Source organism: Streptomyces sp. CB01881 (assembly GCF_002953255.1).
Taxonomy (GTDB): domain Bacteria; phylum Actinomycetota; class Actinomycetes; order Streptomycetales; family Streptomycetaceae; genus Kitasatospora.
Genome location: NZ_CP026498.1, coordinates 1,896,238 through 1,911,459, shown reverse-complemented (window position 1 = coordinate 1,911,459; position 15,222 = coordinate 1,896,238). Strand labels below are relative to the sequence as shown.

The following is a 15,222-nucleotide window of genomic DNA, read 5'->3' as shown; positions in this document are numbered from 1 at the left end:
AGCGGAAACCCGGTGCCGGAGCGGAAACCCGGCGCCGGGCGGTGGCAGGTACCCTCCGGCCGGCCCCGTGCCTACGGCCTCGCCGCGGCCCACTCCTCCCGGAGCAGGCCGAACAGCACCCGGTCGTAGCGGACTCCGCCCACCAGGGCGGCCGACCGGCGGCGGCCCTCCTCCCGGAAGCCGAGCCGGACGAAGGCCCGGGCGGCGCGCTCGTTGCCGCTCCAGGTGTCCAGCTCCAGCCGGTGCAGTCCGTACGCGCCGAACAGGTGGTCCACCAGCAGCCGCAGCGCCTCCGACCCGTGCCCCCGGCCCCAGAACTCCCGTTCGCCGATGGTGATCCCGAGCGTGGCGACCCCGAGGTACGGGTCGAGGCCGCGGTAGTCGGTCACGCCGATGACGCGCCCGGTCGCCGACTCCTCGACGGTGAGCACGGCCGCTTCCCGCGGGACCAGTCGCAGCATGGTGTCGAACGCGATCCCGACCGCCTCGGCCGTGACCGGCCCGAAGCACGGGTCCCCGGCGGAAGCCAGGCGGACCACCTCCGGGTCGTTGCGCCACCGGAGATGGTGCTCCGCGTCCTCGGCGCGCAGCGCGCGCAGTCTCACCCGCGTTCCTTCGATCATGAACAGATCATAGGGCGGCAGGCCCGCCGGCAGGCGGCCTGCGAACCTCCCGCCGCAACGCCCGCCGCCAAGGCCCGGGCCTGCCGCCCCCGCCCGGGCCCACCGCCGCCCCGGTCCGGGCCCGGGCCCCGGGAGGCCGCGGCACCGGACGGCCGCTCAGTCGTCCAACTCCCGCAGGTCGCGCCGGATCGCGAGCAGTGCGGAGACCTCCGCCAGCCAGCGCGCGAACAGGTGCTCGCGCGCCACATCGGCGCCGCTCGCCGCAGCGGCCTGGAGCCAGTCGCGGACCAGCGCGCGACCGGGCAGCCCGATCACCGGCTCGGGCAGCGCGAGGGCGGCCGCGAAACCGCCGGCCCGGACGTGCCGGGCGAGGAAGCCCAGCGGGTACGGGCCGACGCCCGCCGCCTCGGCGCGGTGCGCGGCGGCGATGGCGGCCTCGGTGAACAGGGCCTGGCGCGGGCCGCCGTCGAGCAGCAGGCCGCGGGTGATGGCGGCGGGCACGTCGAGGTCAGCCAGTTCGGCGTCCGGCCGGACGGTGGTCATTTCGGCAGCTCCAGGGCGGTCGACTTGTTCAGGGGGTGTTCGCCGGGGGTCAGTCCGCCGAGCTGGCTGTTGACGAACTGGTCCTCGGTCACCCAGGAGGTGAAGCCCCAGGGGTTGTAGATCTGGAGCTTGTCGCCGTCCCGGCCGATGATCATCATCTGGTGGCCCTCGTCCTCGTTGCGGACGCTGATCGGGACGGGCAGGCCCTCGTCCACCGACTTCTCGATCCGGGCCAGCGCCGCCCGCCGGTCCGCGTCGCTCTTCAGCTCCACGTGCTCGTAGTCGGCGCCGGTGGCCTTGCCGAGGTCCTTGTCGGCCAGGTAGGTCTGGGCCTTGGGACCGAGACCGCTGTCCTCCTCGGGGTAGGTCTTCCGGCCGTCGGCCTTCTGGCCCGCGATGTACTCGTCCACGTAGGTCTTCTGCAGCCGCTGCTCGAAGTTCTGCGCGGAGTCCGCGCCGGGTTCGTCGGGCGTGCCGCCGGTGGTGAGCTGGTACATCAGCAGCGGGTCCAGCTTGGCCTGGGCGATCACGGTCGACGCGGCCACGCAGTCGCTGACGTCGCGCTGCGAGTAGACGCCGTAGCCGTCGATGTTGACCTGCTGGCCCTGGTAGGTGAGGTCGATGTTGTCCGAGGACTCGCGGTTGATGTCCTTGGTGCTGGTCGCGGGCACCAGGTGCTGGGCGAGCCAGGCCGGGTCGTCACCGTGCGGGTGGATTCCGGCGTCGAACTTCTGGATGTCGGCCACCGAGTGGCCGGCCGCCAGCGCCTTCCAGAGGTAGGCGGCCTCCTCGGGGGACTTGGCGCCGGACAGCAGGGCGCGGAAGGCCGCCTGGTCGGCCCCGGTCATCACGCCGAGGGTCTGGGTGGCGCGGTCGAGCTGGCCCGGCGTCAGGATGTAGCCGTCGTCCTCGCCCGCGCCCGGGTTCTTCTCGGTGGCCAGCACCACGGCCGCCAGTGGGTCGAGCGAGCCCTCGCCGGCGCGCGAGGCGCGGGCCTTGGAGGTCAGCTGGTTCAGCTTGCTCGCGGTGCTGGTGCCGGAGCTCTCGGCCCGGCGGGCGGCCGCCAGGCGGGCGCCGACGCCGGACAGCGCCGTGGCGCGGGCGTCGGCGTCGAAGCCGCCGAGATCGTCCTTGACCCGATCCCCGGCGTCCTTCAGCTGGCGGCAGCCGTCGGCGTCGGTCCGCTTCGCCCACTCCAGCTCGTTGGCCCAGGCGTCCAGCAGCCCGGCCGCCTCGGCCAGGGTCTCCTTGGAGGTGATGGTCTCGGCCGACATCGCGTGGATCGCCTGGGTGGCGTGCTCGGCCACCGAACCCGTCCAGACCGCGGGGAGCTGGTTGGTGGCGATGCCCGCGAGGTCCTGCGAGGCCTGGCCGAAGGAGGCGGCGGCCTGCGCGTAGTCCTTCGCCCGCGCCCGGACGGCGCCCGGGTCGCCGACCGGCTCCGGCACGGCCAGCGCCTCGTTGATCCCCTGCAGCAGGTGCAGGTTGGCGAACATGAACTCCAGCTGCTCGATGCTGTGCTGGGCGTGTTCCAGATCCTTGACCTTGCTCACCGGCCACCCGCCGGCACCAGCGAGGCGGTGACGGCCTTCTCCGCGTTGCGGTAGTTCTGCGTCGTGGCCGACATCTTCTGCGACAGCTCGTCGAGGGCGCGCTGGGTGACGGTGATCTCCTTCGACCACGCCGTGTCGAAGGCGGCCCAGGCCTGGTCCATGCCGAACTCGCCGAACGCCGTCGACGCGTAGCAGACCGAGCCGGCGTAGGCGGCCTTGGCCGCCGCGATGTCGGTCGCCGTCTTGCCCAGCTGGTCGCCGACGCCGCTCAGGCCGGCCAGGCTGACGCCGTACCCGCCCGCCGCCCCTGCTCCGGGTGCCGTGTTTGTCCCGCCGCTCATGGTTCCCGTTCCCCCGTCCCCGGGACGTCTTCACGTCTGCCGGTACGTCAGTCGGTCCGTCCGTCCGAATGGCTCGATGCCCGCGCCGTGTGGTGCGGCGCGGACATCGGGGGCAGAGCCTAACGTGTGGCAGGGGCGGGGGTGTTACGCCCGCGAGGGCTGCACGGGCTCCTCGTTCCCTTCACGCCGCCGACGCCCGGGCTCCGCTTTCTCCGGGGAATCCGCCCCGGTGCTTGGGGTGTTCTTGGGAATCGGTCCGGGGACCGGTGCGCTGCCCGGAGCGCCCCCTGACGGGCTGTCCGGCGACGCTCCGCCCCGGCGGCGGTAGCGGCGGCCGGTCGCGGTGAACGCGGCGAGCAGCAGGGCGGCCGCCGCGGCGGCGACGGTGATCCGGAACGGCGCGGTGGGCCCGACGTGGTCGGCCGCCCAGCCGCCGAGGAACGTCCCCGCCGACTGGGCCAGGATGATCGCGCTGACCAGCGCCGCCATCGCCTCGCCCAGCCGGGCGGAGGGCACCGTCCGCTCCACGAGCCCGAACATGGTGATCATCTGCGGGGCGACCGCCACGCCGAGGCACCCGATCGCGGCGGCCAGGGTGGCCACGCCGCCGCCCGCGAAGAGCAGCAGGACGGACGCGGCGCAGAGCAGGACGGTCCCCGCCCGCAGGCGCAGCGGCAGCTCCCAGCGGGCGGGCAGGGCGGCGGTGGCGATCCCCGCGAAGGCGCTGGTGAAGCCCATGAACCCGTAGATCAGCCCCGCCGCGCCCGGCTGCCCGAGGGCGTCCGTGGTGGCCGTCACCCCGACCTGCACCGAGCCGAAGCAGGCGCCCAGCAGCGCCATCCCGGCCAGCAGCAGGACGTAGGGCGCGTTCAGCAGCCGCCCGGGGGCGCGCACCTGTGCGCCGGTGCCGGAGCCCGCGCGGGTGGGGGTCGGGTGCAGTGCGAAGAGGGTGGCGCAGACGCCGGTCAGTGCGGCCGCCGTCAGCAGGCCGGCCGCGGGGGAGACCAGCGTGGCGAGCAGGCCGACCAGCGCGGGACCGGTGGTGAAGCTGACCTCGTCCACGATGCCGTCGAGCGAGAGCATCGAGGAGGTCAGCCCCGCGTCCCCGCCGGCCAGCCGCACCCAGCGGCTGCGCGAGAGCGGGCCCACCAGGGGGACGGAGAGGCCGATCAGCGCGGCCGGTGCGATCTGCCAGGCCGACGGGAGCCCCGCCTCGGAGGCGGCGACCAGGGCGAGGATCGCCACCGCGTTGACGGCCGCCGCGGCCAGCCCGACCGTCCGCTGCCCGCGCCGGTCCGCGAGCCGGCCGACCAGCGGACCGCCGACCGCCTGTCCGACGGCCAGCGCCCCGGCGACCACCGAGCCGCGCCAGACGCTGCCGGTGTTCCGGGTGACCAGCAGCAGCGTGCCGATCGGGCACATCGCGTTCGGCAGCCGGCCCAGCAGCGACCAGACCAGCACTTCACCACCCGTCAGCTGCGCCGCCGAGCGGAACTTCGTGACTACGGACATCCTGCTGAGCCCCCACACGGAGCCGGGGTGGGCGCCCGCCTCCCACCACCGGCCCGGCCTGGTGACTGCGGCCCGCGGGTGAGCTCCGACCGTACGGCCCGGACGATTCCCCGGGTAACCGTACGATCACCCAGCGCATTCGGGGCAAGGTGATCGACCGGCTTGGAGGACCGGCCAACGGGGCCGGTGGCCCGCCGCCGAAGGCTCGTCTCAACCGACGAGGTTCCTGCGGATCTGGTCGAGGTCCTTGAAGACCGAGCCGGCGAAGGTGTCGTTCAGGTAGAGCCGGGTGGGCGCGCCCTCGGTGACGACGGTGGCGCCGACCGGGGTGACGCCGAGGGTGTCAGCCCTCCGCCGTGTCCCCGTCCTCCCGCTGCTCCAGCCGCTGCCGCAGCAGTTCGTCGTACTCGGCGTGCACCCGCCGGTCCATCGCCAGCGCGAACTGGGCGTCCGTGACGGTTCGGGCGAGCGGGCGCACCCGCAGGATCTGCTCGGTCAGGCGGGCCGCCTCGCCGGGCGGCAGCGGGGCGTCGGCGGCGAGCGCGCCGAGGATCCGGTCGCGGACCAGCGCGGTGAAGATCTCCGCGATCGCGTCCACGTGCTCCTGGGTGCGCCGGCTCGCCTCCAGGACGGCCGCGAGCGGCACGCCCTCGGCGACCAGTGCCGTGGTCGCGTCCATCAGCCGGCGGCTGACGTGGGTGATCCCGTCCTCGTCCGGCGTGACGTAGCCCTGGGCGATCGACTCGGCCGTGGTCTCCTCGGTGAGCTGGTCGCCGAAGGTGGCCCGCAGTTCGGCCCAGTCCACGTGGACCGGCGTCTCGTCGGACCACGGCGCGATGATCGCGGCCTCCAGCCCGATCAGCTCGGCGACGTCCCGGCCGCTCTCGCCGGCGCCGATCAGCTCGGCGATGCCGCCCAGCGTGTGGCCGCGCTCCAGCAGTTCGGCGATCACCCGGAGGCGGGCCAGGTGCGCCTCGCCGTACCAGGCGATCCGGCCCTCCTTGCGCGGCGGCTGGAGCAGTTTGCGCTCGCGGTAGAAGCGCAGGGTGCGGGTGGTGATGCCGGCCGCCTCGGCCAGCTCCTCCACCCGGTACTCGCGCTTCCCGTCGCCCGCAGCTGCTCTGACCCTGTCCACGGCGCTCAGCATAGGACCGCCGATCGTGGAAGCGGGGCGGCCGGACTCCTTCCCTCCGCTGTCGGCGCGAGCTAATCTGCCAATCGTGCCAGTGATTGCTGGCATGGTTATGGCGACGGTGTCACGGCACCATGAAGGCGGCACGTCGCAGCAAGTGCGCACCTCAGGCCCCCACCCTCAGGAGGACGCCGAATGGCATCCACGAGCAAGCGCCCCAGCCCCGGCGCGCCCGGCCGGGACTCCCGGGCCGAGGCCGCCCGGCCCGTCCCGCACGTCCGGGTGGCGGTCATCGGCTCCGGCTTCGGCGGCCTCGGCGCCGGCGTCCGGCTGCGCCGGGCCGGCATCACCGACTTCGTGATCCTGGAGCGCGCCGACTCGGTCGGCGGCACCTGGCGGGACAACAGCTACCCCGGCTGCGCCTGTGACGTCCCCTCCCACCTGTACTCCTTCTCCTTCGCGCCCAACCCCGACTGGCCGCGCAGCTTCTCCGGCCAGCCCGACATCCGCGCCTACCTGGAGAAGGTCGCCGACGTCTTCGGCCTCCGTCCGCACCTGCGCTTCGACACCGAGGTCACCGAGGCGCGCTGGGAGGCGGAGCACACCCGCTGGCGGGTCACCACCACGGCCGGCGAGTGGACCGCCGACGCCGTGGTCTCGGCCGCCGGGCCGCTCGCCGACCCGCAGATCCCGGACCTGCCGGGCCTGGACGCCTTCCCCGGAAAGGTGTTCCACTCCTCCCGCTGGGACCACGACTACGACCTCGCCGGCCGGCGGATCGCGATGGTCGGCACCGGCGCCTCCGCCGCCCAGATCATCCCCTCGATCCAGCCGAAGGCCGGCAAGCTGACGGTGTTCCAGCGCACGCCGGCCTGGGTGCTGCCCCGCCGCGACCGCGAGATCACCGAGATCGAGAAGTGGCTGCACGGCCGGCTGCCCGTCACCGCCAAGCTCCGCCGCGGCGCCCTGTTCGCCCTCCGCGAGCTCCAGGTGGACGCCTTCGTCCGCCGCCCCGGCCTGCTGAAGATCGTCCAGCAGCTCGCCGAACGGCACATCGCCCAGGGCGTCGCCGACCCGGCGCTGCGCGCCAAGCTCACCCCGGACTACCGGATCGGCTGCAAGCGCATCCTGCTCAGCAACACGTACTACCCGGCGCTCGCCGCCGCCAACACCGAAGTGGTGGCCTCCGGCCTGCGCGAGGTGCGCGGCTCCACCCTGGTCGCGGCCGACGGCAGCGAGCACGAGGTGGACGCGATCGTCTTCGGCACCGGCTTCCACGTCACCGACATGCCCATCGGCGCCCGGGTGTTCGGCGTCGACGGCACGAGCCTGGCGGAGCACTGGAAGGACGGCATGGAGGCGCTGCGCGGCTCCACCGTCCGCGGATTCCCCAACCTCTTCTTCGTCATCGGCCCCAACACCGGTCTCGGCAACAGCTCGATGATCCTGATGATCGAGTCCCAGCTGAACTACCTGGTCGACGCGCTCACCACGCTCGGCTCGATCGGCGCCACCGCGATGCAGCCCACCGAACGGGCCCAGCGGCACTGGAACCTCGAACTCCAGCACCGGATGGACCGCACCGTCTGGACCACCGGCGGCTGCCGCAGCTGGTACCTCGACCCGAGCGGGCGGAACACCGTGCTCTGGCCCGGCTCGACCACCGCCTTCCGCCGCGCCACCCGCAAGGTCGACCTCGGCGAGTACGAGCTGATCATGCGCACCACGCCGGCGCCCCGGCCGGCCGAGGCCGAGGAGGCCCTGGCGTGAGGCCCGCGATCCCCACCGACCACGTACCGCCCACCCCCGCCGAGGAATTGGACGTCCTCTCAGCCGACGGCATCCGCCTGCACGTCGAGATCCACGGGCGGCCGGCCGCCCCGACCGTCCTGCTCGCCCACGGCTGGACCTGCTCGACGGCCTTCTGGGCACCGGTGATCCGGCGGCTCGCCGGCCGCTACCGGGTGGTGGCGTACGACCAGCGCGGCCACGGCCGCAGCGAGCTCCCGCCCGGCCGGCTGCGCTACTCCACCCGCGCGCTCGCCGAGGACCTCTCCGCGGTGCTCACCCGGACGGTCCCCGAGGGGGAGCGCGCCGTCCTCGCCGGCCACAGCATGGGCGGCATGACGATCATGGCCGCCGGCGGGCGTCCCGAGGTCGCCGGGCGGACCGCCGCCGCGGTGCTGGTCTCCACCGGCCCGTCCGACCTGGTCGCCGAACTGCGAGTGCTGCCCGACGCGGTCCGCGCCCCGCGGCTGCGCCGTCTCCTGCACCGCCGGCTGCTCCGCTCCCGCCTGCCGCTGGGCCCGGTCGGACCGGTCAGCCGTGCCGCGCTCAAGTACGCGACGATGGGCCCGGGTTCGCCCGCCGACCAGGTCGAGGCGGCGGCCCGGATCGTGCACGCCTGCCCGACCGCGGTCCGGGCCTCGTGGGCGGGCGTGCTGGACGTGCTCGACGTCCGGGCCGGGCTGGCGGAGCTCGCCGCGCCGACCGCCGTCGTGGTCGGCACCGACGACCGCATGACCCCGCCGGTGCACTCCCACCGGATGGTCGCCGCGCTGTCCGACCCGCAGGGCCTGCTCCTGCTGCCCGGTGTCGGCCACATGGCACCACTGGAGCGGCCCGTCGAGGTCGCCGCCGAGATCGACCGGATGGCCGCCGCCCACCTGGCGGCGACCCGACTCCCCAGCCAGCAGAGGAGCCTGACCGCATGAGTGCCGTCCCGCCGCTGTCCGCTCAGGTCGTCGTCGTCACGGGTGCCGCGCGCGGCGTCGGCGCCGCCCTCGCCCGCAAGCTCACCGCCCAGGGCGCCAAGGTCGCGCTGCTCGGCCTGGAGCCGGCCGAGCTCAAGGCCGTCGCCGCGCTCTGCGGCCCGTCCGCCACCGCCTGGGAGGCCGACGTCACCGACGTCGAGGCGCTCACCGAGACCGCCCGGCTGATCAAGGAGCACTACGGCCGGATCGACGCCGTCGTCGCCAACGCGGGCATCGCCATCGGCGGCCCGCTGCTGGACAGCGACCACAAGGCGTTCAGCCGGGTGATCGAGGTCAACCTGCTCGGCAGCGTCGCCACCGCCCGCGCCTTCCTCCCGGCCCTCGCCGAGAGCCGCGGCTACCTCCTCCAGATCGCCTCGCTGGCCGCGCTCACCCCCGCCCCGCTGATGAGCGCGTACTGCGCGAGCAAGTCCGGCGTCGAGGCCTTCGCGCACTCGATCCGCGCCGAGGTCGCCCATCAGGGCGTCAAGGTCGGTGTCGGCTACCTGAGCTGGACCGACACCGACATGGTGCGCGGCGCCGACCAGGACGCCGTGCTCAAGCAGATGCGCTCCCGGCTGCCCTGGCCCGCCAACAAGACCTACCCGCTCGGCCCGGCCGTGGACCGACTGGTCGCCGGCATCGCCCGCCGCTCCGCCCACGTCTACGCCCAGGCCTGGCTGCGCGGCATGCAGCCGGTCCGCGCGATCCTGCCCCTGCTGATTGCCGCAGTCGGCTCCCGCGACGTCGCCAGGCTCGCCCCGCAGCTGGCGGCCACCGCCGCCAGCCGCCTGCGCCCCGTCGGCGCCGGCGGAGCGGCCGACAGCGCCGCCCGTTCGGCGAAGCGGTGAGCGGCCGCCCCTGAACCGGTCCGGCCCGGTCCGTCGGCCGTCAACCCCGGCCGTGCGAGAGCCTCTTCAGCACCTCGTACCCGCCCTGGACGAACCGGCCGTCCAGGGCGGGGCCACAGTTGGCGAGGGCCGCGACGGCCGTGGCGGACTGGGGGCAGAAGCCGACGAAGGCGGTGAAGCCGCGGGTGGCGCCGGAGTGGAAGAGGAGGTCGCGGCCGTCGAGCCGGCGGTGGTTCCAGACCAGGGCCAGCTGGTCGGCCGAGCGGAGCAGGCGCAGCCGGGGCCGCTGGACGTCGCGCAGGGCGGCGCCCAACTCGCCCCCGCCCGGCGAGAGGTGGGCCCGGAGATAATGCAGCAGGTCGGCGCCGCCCGCCCGGACGGCGCCGGCGCCCGGCAGGCCGGGGATGTGCCAGGGCGGCAGCGGGCGGCCACGGCGGTGGCCGGTGGCCCGGCCCGGAGTGTCGCGGCCGGTGGTGGCGGAGCGCAGCCCGAGCGGGCGGCAGACGCGGTCGGCGAGCAACTCGGCGTACGTGCCGTTGCCGGTTTCGGCGAGCAGCCGGCCGAGCAGCCCGACGCCGTAGTTGGAGTAGGCGAAGTAGCTGCCGGGCCTGTGGTGAACGGTGGTTCTGGTCAGCCCTGACCTCAACTGCTCGTCCCCGAAGGCGGCGTAGGGGTTGCTGAAGAAGGCGGGGGGCGCCGGCCCGCAACCCGGGCGGCAGTCGGGGGAGCCCCGAGGTGTGGGTGGCCAGGTGCAGCAGCCGGATCGGCGCGCCGGAGCGGACGGCGGCGGGCCGCCAGTGGCGGGGGAGGTGGCGCTCCACCGGGTCGTCCAGCGCGAGTTCGCCGCGCGCGGCCATGGTCGCGAGCAGCAGGGCGGTGAACGTCTTGGTGACGGAGCCGAGTTCGAAAGACGGTCTCCGGAGTGCAGGGCGCGGCGGTGTCCCGGCCGAGCCGCCCGTGGCAGTGGACGGCCTGCCGGTCGCCGGCCGCCACCGCCAGGGTGACGGCGGTCGCGTACGGCGCGGCGGCGCGGACGATCCCGTCCAACTCCGCCTCGCCGGGCTGCCGTTCCACCTAGGCCGCCACGGACGCGCCGCCGAGTGCACGGGCGAGGGCGGCGGCGGCGGCCACCACCGTGACGACGGCGGTGTGGCCGTGGTCGGTGAGCAACTGCTCGGGGTCTTCGGTGATCGGGTCGGTGTCGCGCGGCACCAGGCTGTCCGCCCACTGGGCGGTGGCCCGGTCGCGCCAGGCGGTGACGAACGCGGCCTCCGGCCGGGTGCCGGTGCCGGTGGCAGCGGCGGTGGCGGTGGTGCCGCTGGAGGGGAACATGTCGAGGGCCTGCGCCACCACCAGGGCGGTCGTCGCGTCCGGGGTCAGGCCGTCGAGCAGCCCGGGGGCGAAGGCGTCCAGCCCGAGGATCCGGATGGCCGCCAACTCCGCTCTGGTCGGCGAGGGTTCACCGGTCAGGGCCGGGTCTTGGGGTTCACCGGTCAGGGCCGGGTCCCGGGGATCGCCGGTCAGGGCCGGTTCCCCGGTCGGCCCCGGTCCACCGGGAAGGGCCGCACCGGAGGGCGGTGCGGCGCCGTCGGGCCGGGCGGGCGCGGCCGGGCCCCCGCCGCCCCGGAGGGCGTCGAGGACCAGGCCCGCCACTCGCTCGACGGCCGCGGCGTACTCGTCACGGAGGGAGGTGTCGGCGAACGGCATGAGGAATGACTTCTCCTGTTCTGGAGACCGGTGCGTCCGGTGGCCTACCGGGTCTTCTCCTCGGGCTGCTTCGGCGACAGCAGCAGGAGGGCGAGCAGCACGCCGGCGGCTTCGGGGCAGTACGTGGGCGCGTCGCTGACGGCCGCCTCGTCCTCCGTCATCAGCATGCCGAGCGCGTCGGCCTCGGCCCGGCCGGCCGGACCGGGGCGCGTTGCGGATTGCGGTACCCGTCGCCGGGCGTAGTCGGTACGGTCAGGGGCATGACCACTGCCTTGATCACCGGCGCGACCGCCGGCATCGGAGCCGCGTTCGCCCGCCGGCTCGCCCGGAGCGGCTACCAGCTCGTCCTGGTGGCCCGCGACACCGAGCGGCTGGAGCGTTCCGCCGCCGACCTGCAAGCGAAGTACGGCGTCGACGCCGAGGTGCTGACCGCCGACCTCGCCACCGAGGACGGCATCGCCGCCGTGGAGGCCCGGCTGGCCGACGGCGCCCGCCCGGTGGACCTGCTGGTGAACAACGCCGGCTTCGGCAACAAGGGCGCCTTCCTGACCGTCCCGCTCCAGGACGAGCTGGACATGCTGAAGGTGCACGTGGAGGCGATCCTCAGGCTCACCACCGCCGCCCTGCCGGGTATGCGCGAGCGGCACCGCGGCGCGATCGTCAACGTGGCCTCGGTGGCGGCCTTCCTTCCGCGCGGCACGTACGGCGCGAGCAAGGCGTGGGTGGTGAGCTTCACCCAGGGCGTGCAGCGCGACCTCGGCGGTGCCGGGGTGCGGCTGATGGCGCTCTGCCCGGGCTTCACCCGGACCGAGTTCCACCAGCGGGCCGGCATGGGAACGGGCAACATCCCGTCCTGGGGCTGGCTGTCCGCCGAGCGGGTGGTCGACGAGGCGATGCGCGACCTGGCCCGCGGCCGCTCGTTGTCCGTCCCGGGCAAGCGTTACAAGATCGCGGTCGCGATCGCCCGGCTGCTGCCGTCCGGCAGGCTCGGCGGGCTGTCCTCGAAGGCGGCGCGCACCTACCGGACCAACTAGCGGGCCGCGGGGCCCGGGGGCGGGCGGGCGCGCGGCGGCCATGTCGGTCACGGGGGCCATGGGGGCCGCGGGGGCCGGGGTGGGGCCGGTCGGGGTCGGGGCGGAGGGTCGGGGGCGCGGTGGCCCGGGGGTGGCGGACCCGGGACTCCGCCCGGGAATAGAGCGAGCCTCACTATTAGCTTCGCTAACTATGAGCTATTCTCGCTATGCTGGCGGCCGCCCGACCGCCATGCCCGCCGTGCCCGCCGCGCGCCCGTGCGGCGTCGTGCCCGCCGCGCGTTCGCGCGTCCGATCCAGGGAGGACCGCCCTTGAGGCCCGATGGCATCCGATGGACCCCGCCCGACCGGGCCGCGGACGAACCGCGACCCCCGGCCCAGTGGCGCCGCATCCTCACGCTGTTCCGCCCGTACACGGGCCGGCTCGTCGTGGTCGGCCTGCTGGTGGCGGCCTCCGCCGTGGTCTCGGTGATATCGCCGTTCCTGCTCAGGGCCGTTCTGGACACCGCCATCCCGCAGGGCCGCACCGGCCTGCTGAGCCTGCTCGCGCTCGGCATGATCGCCGCCGCCGTGGTCAACAGCATCTTCAACGTCCTCCAGACGCTGATCTCCACCACCGTCGGCCAGCGCGTCATGCACGACCTGCGCACCGCCGTCTACGGACACCTCCAGCGGATGTCGCTGGCCTTCTTCACCCGGACCCGCACCGGCGAGGTGCAGTCCCGGATCGCCAACGACATCGGCGGCATGCAGTCCACCGTGACCTCCACCGCCACCTCGCTGGTCTCCAACTTCACCAGCGTGATCGCCTCCGTGGTCGCCATGGTGGCGCTGGACTGGCGGCTCACCGTGGTCTCGCTGCTGCTCCTGCCGCTGTTCGTCTGGATCAGCCGGCGGGTCGGCAACGAGCGCAAGAAGATCACCGCCGAGCGGCAGAAGCAGCTCGCCGCGATGAGCTCGGCAGTGCAGGAGTCGCTGTCGGTCAGCGGCATCCTGCTCGGCCGCACGATGGGCCGTTCCGACTCGCTGGCCAAGGAGTTCACCGGGCAGTCCGACGAGCTGGCCGAGCTGGAGGTGCGCGCCAGCATGGCGGGGCGCTGGCGGATGAACACCATCCAGATCGTGATGGCCGCGATGCCGGCGGTGATCTACTGGGCGGCCGGCCTGGCCGCGGCCGACGGCGCGCCGATCGTCTCCGTCGGCACCCTGGTCGCCTTCGTCTCGCTCCAGCAGGGGCTCTTCCGCCCGACCGTCAGCCTGCTCTCCACCGGCGTGCAGGTGCAGACCTCACTGGCGCTGTTCCACCGCATCTTCGAGTACCTCGACCTCCCGGTGGAGATCGCCGAGCCCGGGCAGCCCGTGGAGCTGGAGGGGCTCCGCGGCGAGGTCCGGTTCGAGGGCGTCGACTTCCGCTACGACCCGGAACAGGAACGGCCGACGCTCTCCGGGGTCGAGCTCAAGGTGCCGGCCGGCAGCTCACTCGCCGTGGTCGGCGAGACGGGCTCCGGCAAGACCACCCTCAGCTACCTCGTCCCGCGCCTCTACGACGTGACCGGCGGCCGGGTCACCATCGACGGCGTGGACGTCCGCGACCTCTCCTTCGACACGCTGTCCCGCGCGGTCGGCGTGGTCTCCCAGGAGACGTACCTCTTCCACGCCTCGGTCGCCGACAACCTGCGCTTCGCCAAGCCGGACGCCACCGACGCCGAACTGGTCGCCGCCGCCGGGGCCGCACAGATCCACGACACCATCGCCGGCCTGCCCGACGGCTACGACACCCTGGTCGGCGAGCGCGGCTACCGCTTCTCGGGAGGGGAGAAGCAGCGCCTCGCGCTCGCCCGGACCATTCTGCGCAACCCGCCGGTGCTGATCCTGGACGAGGCCACCAGCGCGCTGGACAACCGCACCGAGCACGCCGTCCAGCAGGCCATCGACACCCTCGCGGCCGGCCGGACCACCATCACCATCGCGCACCGGCTCTCCACCGTCCGGGCCGCCGACCAGATCGTCGTCCTGGACCGCGGCGAGGTGGCCGAGCTGGGCACCCACGACCAACTGGTCGAGGCGGACGGCCGCTACGCCGCGCTGCTGCGCCGCGAGGCACCGGTGGCCGCGGTGCTGGGGCACGCGTAGCGGCCGCGTGCCGTCGGGCGCGTGCTCCCGCCCCGGCGGCGCCGGCTCCCGTGCTGTCGGCCCGCGTGTCGCCGACGGGGCGTGCCGTCGGTCCCGCGTGCTGTCGGTCCCGCGTGCTGCCGGCACCCGGGTCCGGCAGGCGTCGGGTGCCTCAGGCCGCCTTGGGGATCTCGTTGTAGGTCTCCGCGATCTCCTGGCCGGAGAGCTCCTGGATCGCCCGCATCACCTCGTCGGTGACCTGGCGGCGGGCCTTGAGCGAACGGGCCTGGCCGTGCAGCTCGTCGAAGTGCAGGGGCTCGCCGAAGCGGACCGTCACCTTGCGGATGCGGGGGACGCGCTTGCCGACCGGCAGGATCTGCTCCGGTCCCTCCAGCGCCACCGGCACCACCGGGACACCGGCGGTGAGCGCCAGCCAGGCCACGCCGGTCTTGCCGCGGTAGAGGCGGCCGTCGAGCGAGCGGGTGCCCTCCGGGTAGATGCCGAAGGCCTTGCCGTCCTCCAGGATCTCCAGCGCCGACTCCAGCGAGGCCTGCGCCGAGCGGTAGGTGCCGCGCTCGACCGGCACCGCGCCGATCGCCTCGAAGAAGCCCCGGGACAGCGCGCCCTTCAGCCCGGGGCCGGTGAAGTACTCGGCCTTGGCCAGGAAGTGCACCCGGCGCGGGGCGGTCATCGGGATGACCACGCTGTCGATGAAGGAGAGGTGGTTGCTGGCCAGGATCACGCCGCCCTTGCGCGGCACGTTCTCCAGGCCCTCGATGGTGGGCCGCCAGATCCCCCGCGCGAGCGGTTTCAGCACCAGCTTGGTGGCGAGATCGAGCATGGTCCCTCCCAGGACGAGCACGCCCGGGAGGAGCCCGGGCTTGAACATTCGACTACCGACGGTCGGTCCGTCCCCGGCCGGGCCGGGAATCAGACCCGCAGACTACGACACCCACCCCCGAGGCCGTCCACTCCCGGAGGCCGTGGCGCTCGCCACGGCCGGGTAGGGTACCGCCGTCGGAAAGAAAGACAGATCAGCAGGTCGTCGTGATCGGCGGATCAGC

The 15,222-nt window shown here is 74.2% G+C and carries 15 protein-coding genes; 5 read left to right on the top strand and 10 right to left on the bottom strand.

Annotation, left to right across the window (positions count from 1 at the left end; translation table 11 throughout):
• Positions 1–71: 71 nt before the first annotated feature.
• The 6 genes from C2142_RS08360 to C2142_RS08335 all read right to left on the bottom strand — a co-directional run bounded on the left by C2142_RS08360 (position 72) and on the right by C2142_RS08335 (position 5,707).
• On the bottom strand, positions 72–623 hold the full coding sequence (locus tag C2142_RS08360) for a GNAT family protein (RefSeq protein ID WP_148641809.1): 552 nt from the start codon (positions 621–623) through the stop codon (positions 72–74).
• Positions 624–779: 156 nt separating this feature from the next.
• Complete coding sequence (locus C2142_RS08355) at positions 780–1,166, bottom strand: hypothetical protein (protein WP_148641808.1); 387 nt, start codon at positions 1,164–1,166, stop codon at positions 780–782.
• A complete protein-coding gene (locus C2142_RS08350) occupies positions 1,163–2,719 on the bottom strand; it encodes a hypothetical protein (protein WP_153882761.1) in 1,557 nt (518 codons plus the stop codon). Before C2142_RS08350 ends, C2142_RS08355 begins: the two co-directional genes overlap by 4 nt.
• A complete protein-coding gene (locus C2142_RS08345; protein ID WP_148641807.1) occupies positions 2,716–3,060 on the bottom strand; it encodes a type VII secretion target in 345 nt (114 codons plus the stop codon). The genes C2142_RS08350 and C2142_RS08345 overlap by 4 nt, the downstream gene beginning before the upstream one ends.
• Positions 3,061–3,204: 144 nt before the next feature.
• On the bottom strand, positions 3,205–4,572 hold the full coding sequence (locus tag C2142_RS08340) for an MFS transporter (protein WP_148641806.1): 1,368 nt from the start codon (positions 4,570–4,572) through the stop codon (positions 3,205–3,207).
• 343 nt (positions 4,573–4,915) lie between these two features.
• Positions 4,916–5,707, bottom strand: coding sequence for a MerR family transcriptional regulator (locus tag C2142_RS08335; protein WP_241002448.1), 792 nt, complete (start codon positions 5,705–5,707; stop codon positions 4,916–4,918).
• 192 nt (positions 5,708–5,899) lie between these two features.
• Between C2142_RS08335 and C2142_RS08330 the strand changes: the two genes are divergently transcribed.
• The 3 genes from C2142_RS08330 to C2142_RS08320 are packed head-to-tail and all read left to right on the top strand — an operon-like array spanning position 5,900 to position 9,308.
• A complete protein-coding gene (locus tag C2142_RS08330) occupies positions 5,900–7,474 on the top strand; it encodes an NAD(P)/FAD-dependent oxidoreductase (RefSeq protein WP_148641804.1) in 1,575 nt (524 codons plus the stop codon).
• Positions 7,471–8,418, top strand: coding sequence for an alpha/beta hydrolase (locus C2142_RS08325; RefSeq protein WP_148641803.1), 948 nt, complete (start codon positions 7,471–7,473; stop codon positions 8,416–8,418). The genes C2142_RS08330 and C2142_RS08325 overlap by 4 nt, the downstream gene beginning before the upstream one ends.
• Positions 8,415–9,308, top strand: coding sequence for an SDR family oxidoreductase (locus C2142_RS08320; protein WP_148641802.1), 894 nt, complete (start codon positions 8,415–8,417; stop codon positions 9,306–9,308). Before C2142_RS08325 ends, C2142_RS08320 begins: the two co-directional genes overlap by 4 nt.
• 40 nt (positions 9,309–9,348) lie before the next feature.
• Here C2142_RS08320 and C2142_RS08315 read toward each other — a convergent pair whose 3' ends face one another.
• From C2142_RS08315 to C2142_RS41470, 3 genes are all read right to left on the bottom strand, one after another.
• Positions 9,349–10,236, bottom strand: coding sequence for a serine hydrolase domain-containing protein (locus tag C2142_RS08315; RefSeq protein ID WP_277347325.1), 888 nt, complete (start codon positions 10,234–10,236; stop codon positions 9,349–9,351).
• A gap of 146 nt (positions 10,237–10,382) precedes the next feature.
• Entirely contained in the window at positions 10,383–11,015 is a 633-nt protein-coding gene (locus C2142_RS39530; RefSeq protein WP_241003354.1) for a hypothetical protein, read from the bottom strand.
• A gap of 44 nt (positions 11,016–11,059) precedes the next feature.
• The gene (locus tag C2142_RS41470) at positions 11,060–11,182 is read right to left on the bottom strand and encodes a hypothetical protein (RefSeq protein WP_277347244.1); all 123 of its coding nucleotides are present in this window, start codon (positions 11,180–11,182) and stop codon (positions 11,060–11,062) included.
• Between the two features lie 93 nt (positions 11,183–11,275).
• Between C2142_RS41470 and C2142_RS08310 the strand changes: the two genes are divergently transcribed.
• Together C2142_RS08310 and C2142_RS08305 are read left to right on the top strand one after the other, a co-directional pair.
• Positions 11,276–12,049, top strand: coding sequence for an SDR family oxidoreductase (locus C2142_RS08310; protein WP_148641800.1), 774 nt, complete (start codon positions 11,276–11,278; stop codon positions 12,047–12,049).
• 309 nt (positions 12,050–12,358) lie between these two features.
• Entirely contained in the window at positions 12,359–14,179 is a 1,821-nt protein-coding gene (locus C2142_RS08305) for an ABC transporter ATP-binding protein (protein ID WP_148641799.1), read from the top strand.
• 151 nt (positions 14,180–14,330) lie between these two features.
• Here the strand turns inward: C2142_RS08305 and C2142_RS08300 are convergent, their stop codons facing one another.
• Positions 14,331–14,999: a lysophospholipid acyltransferase family protein gene (locus C2142_RS08300; protein ID WP_148641798.1), complete on the bottom strand. Its 669-nt coding sequence runs from the start codon at positions 14,997–14,999 to the stop codon at positions 14,331–14,333.
• Between the last annotated feature and the right edge of the window lie 223 nt (positions 15,000–15,222).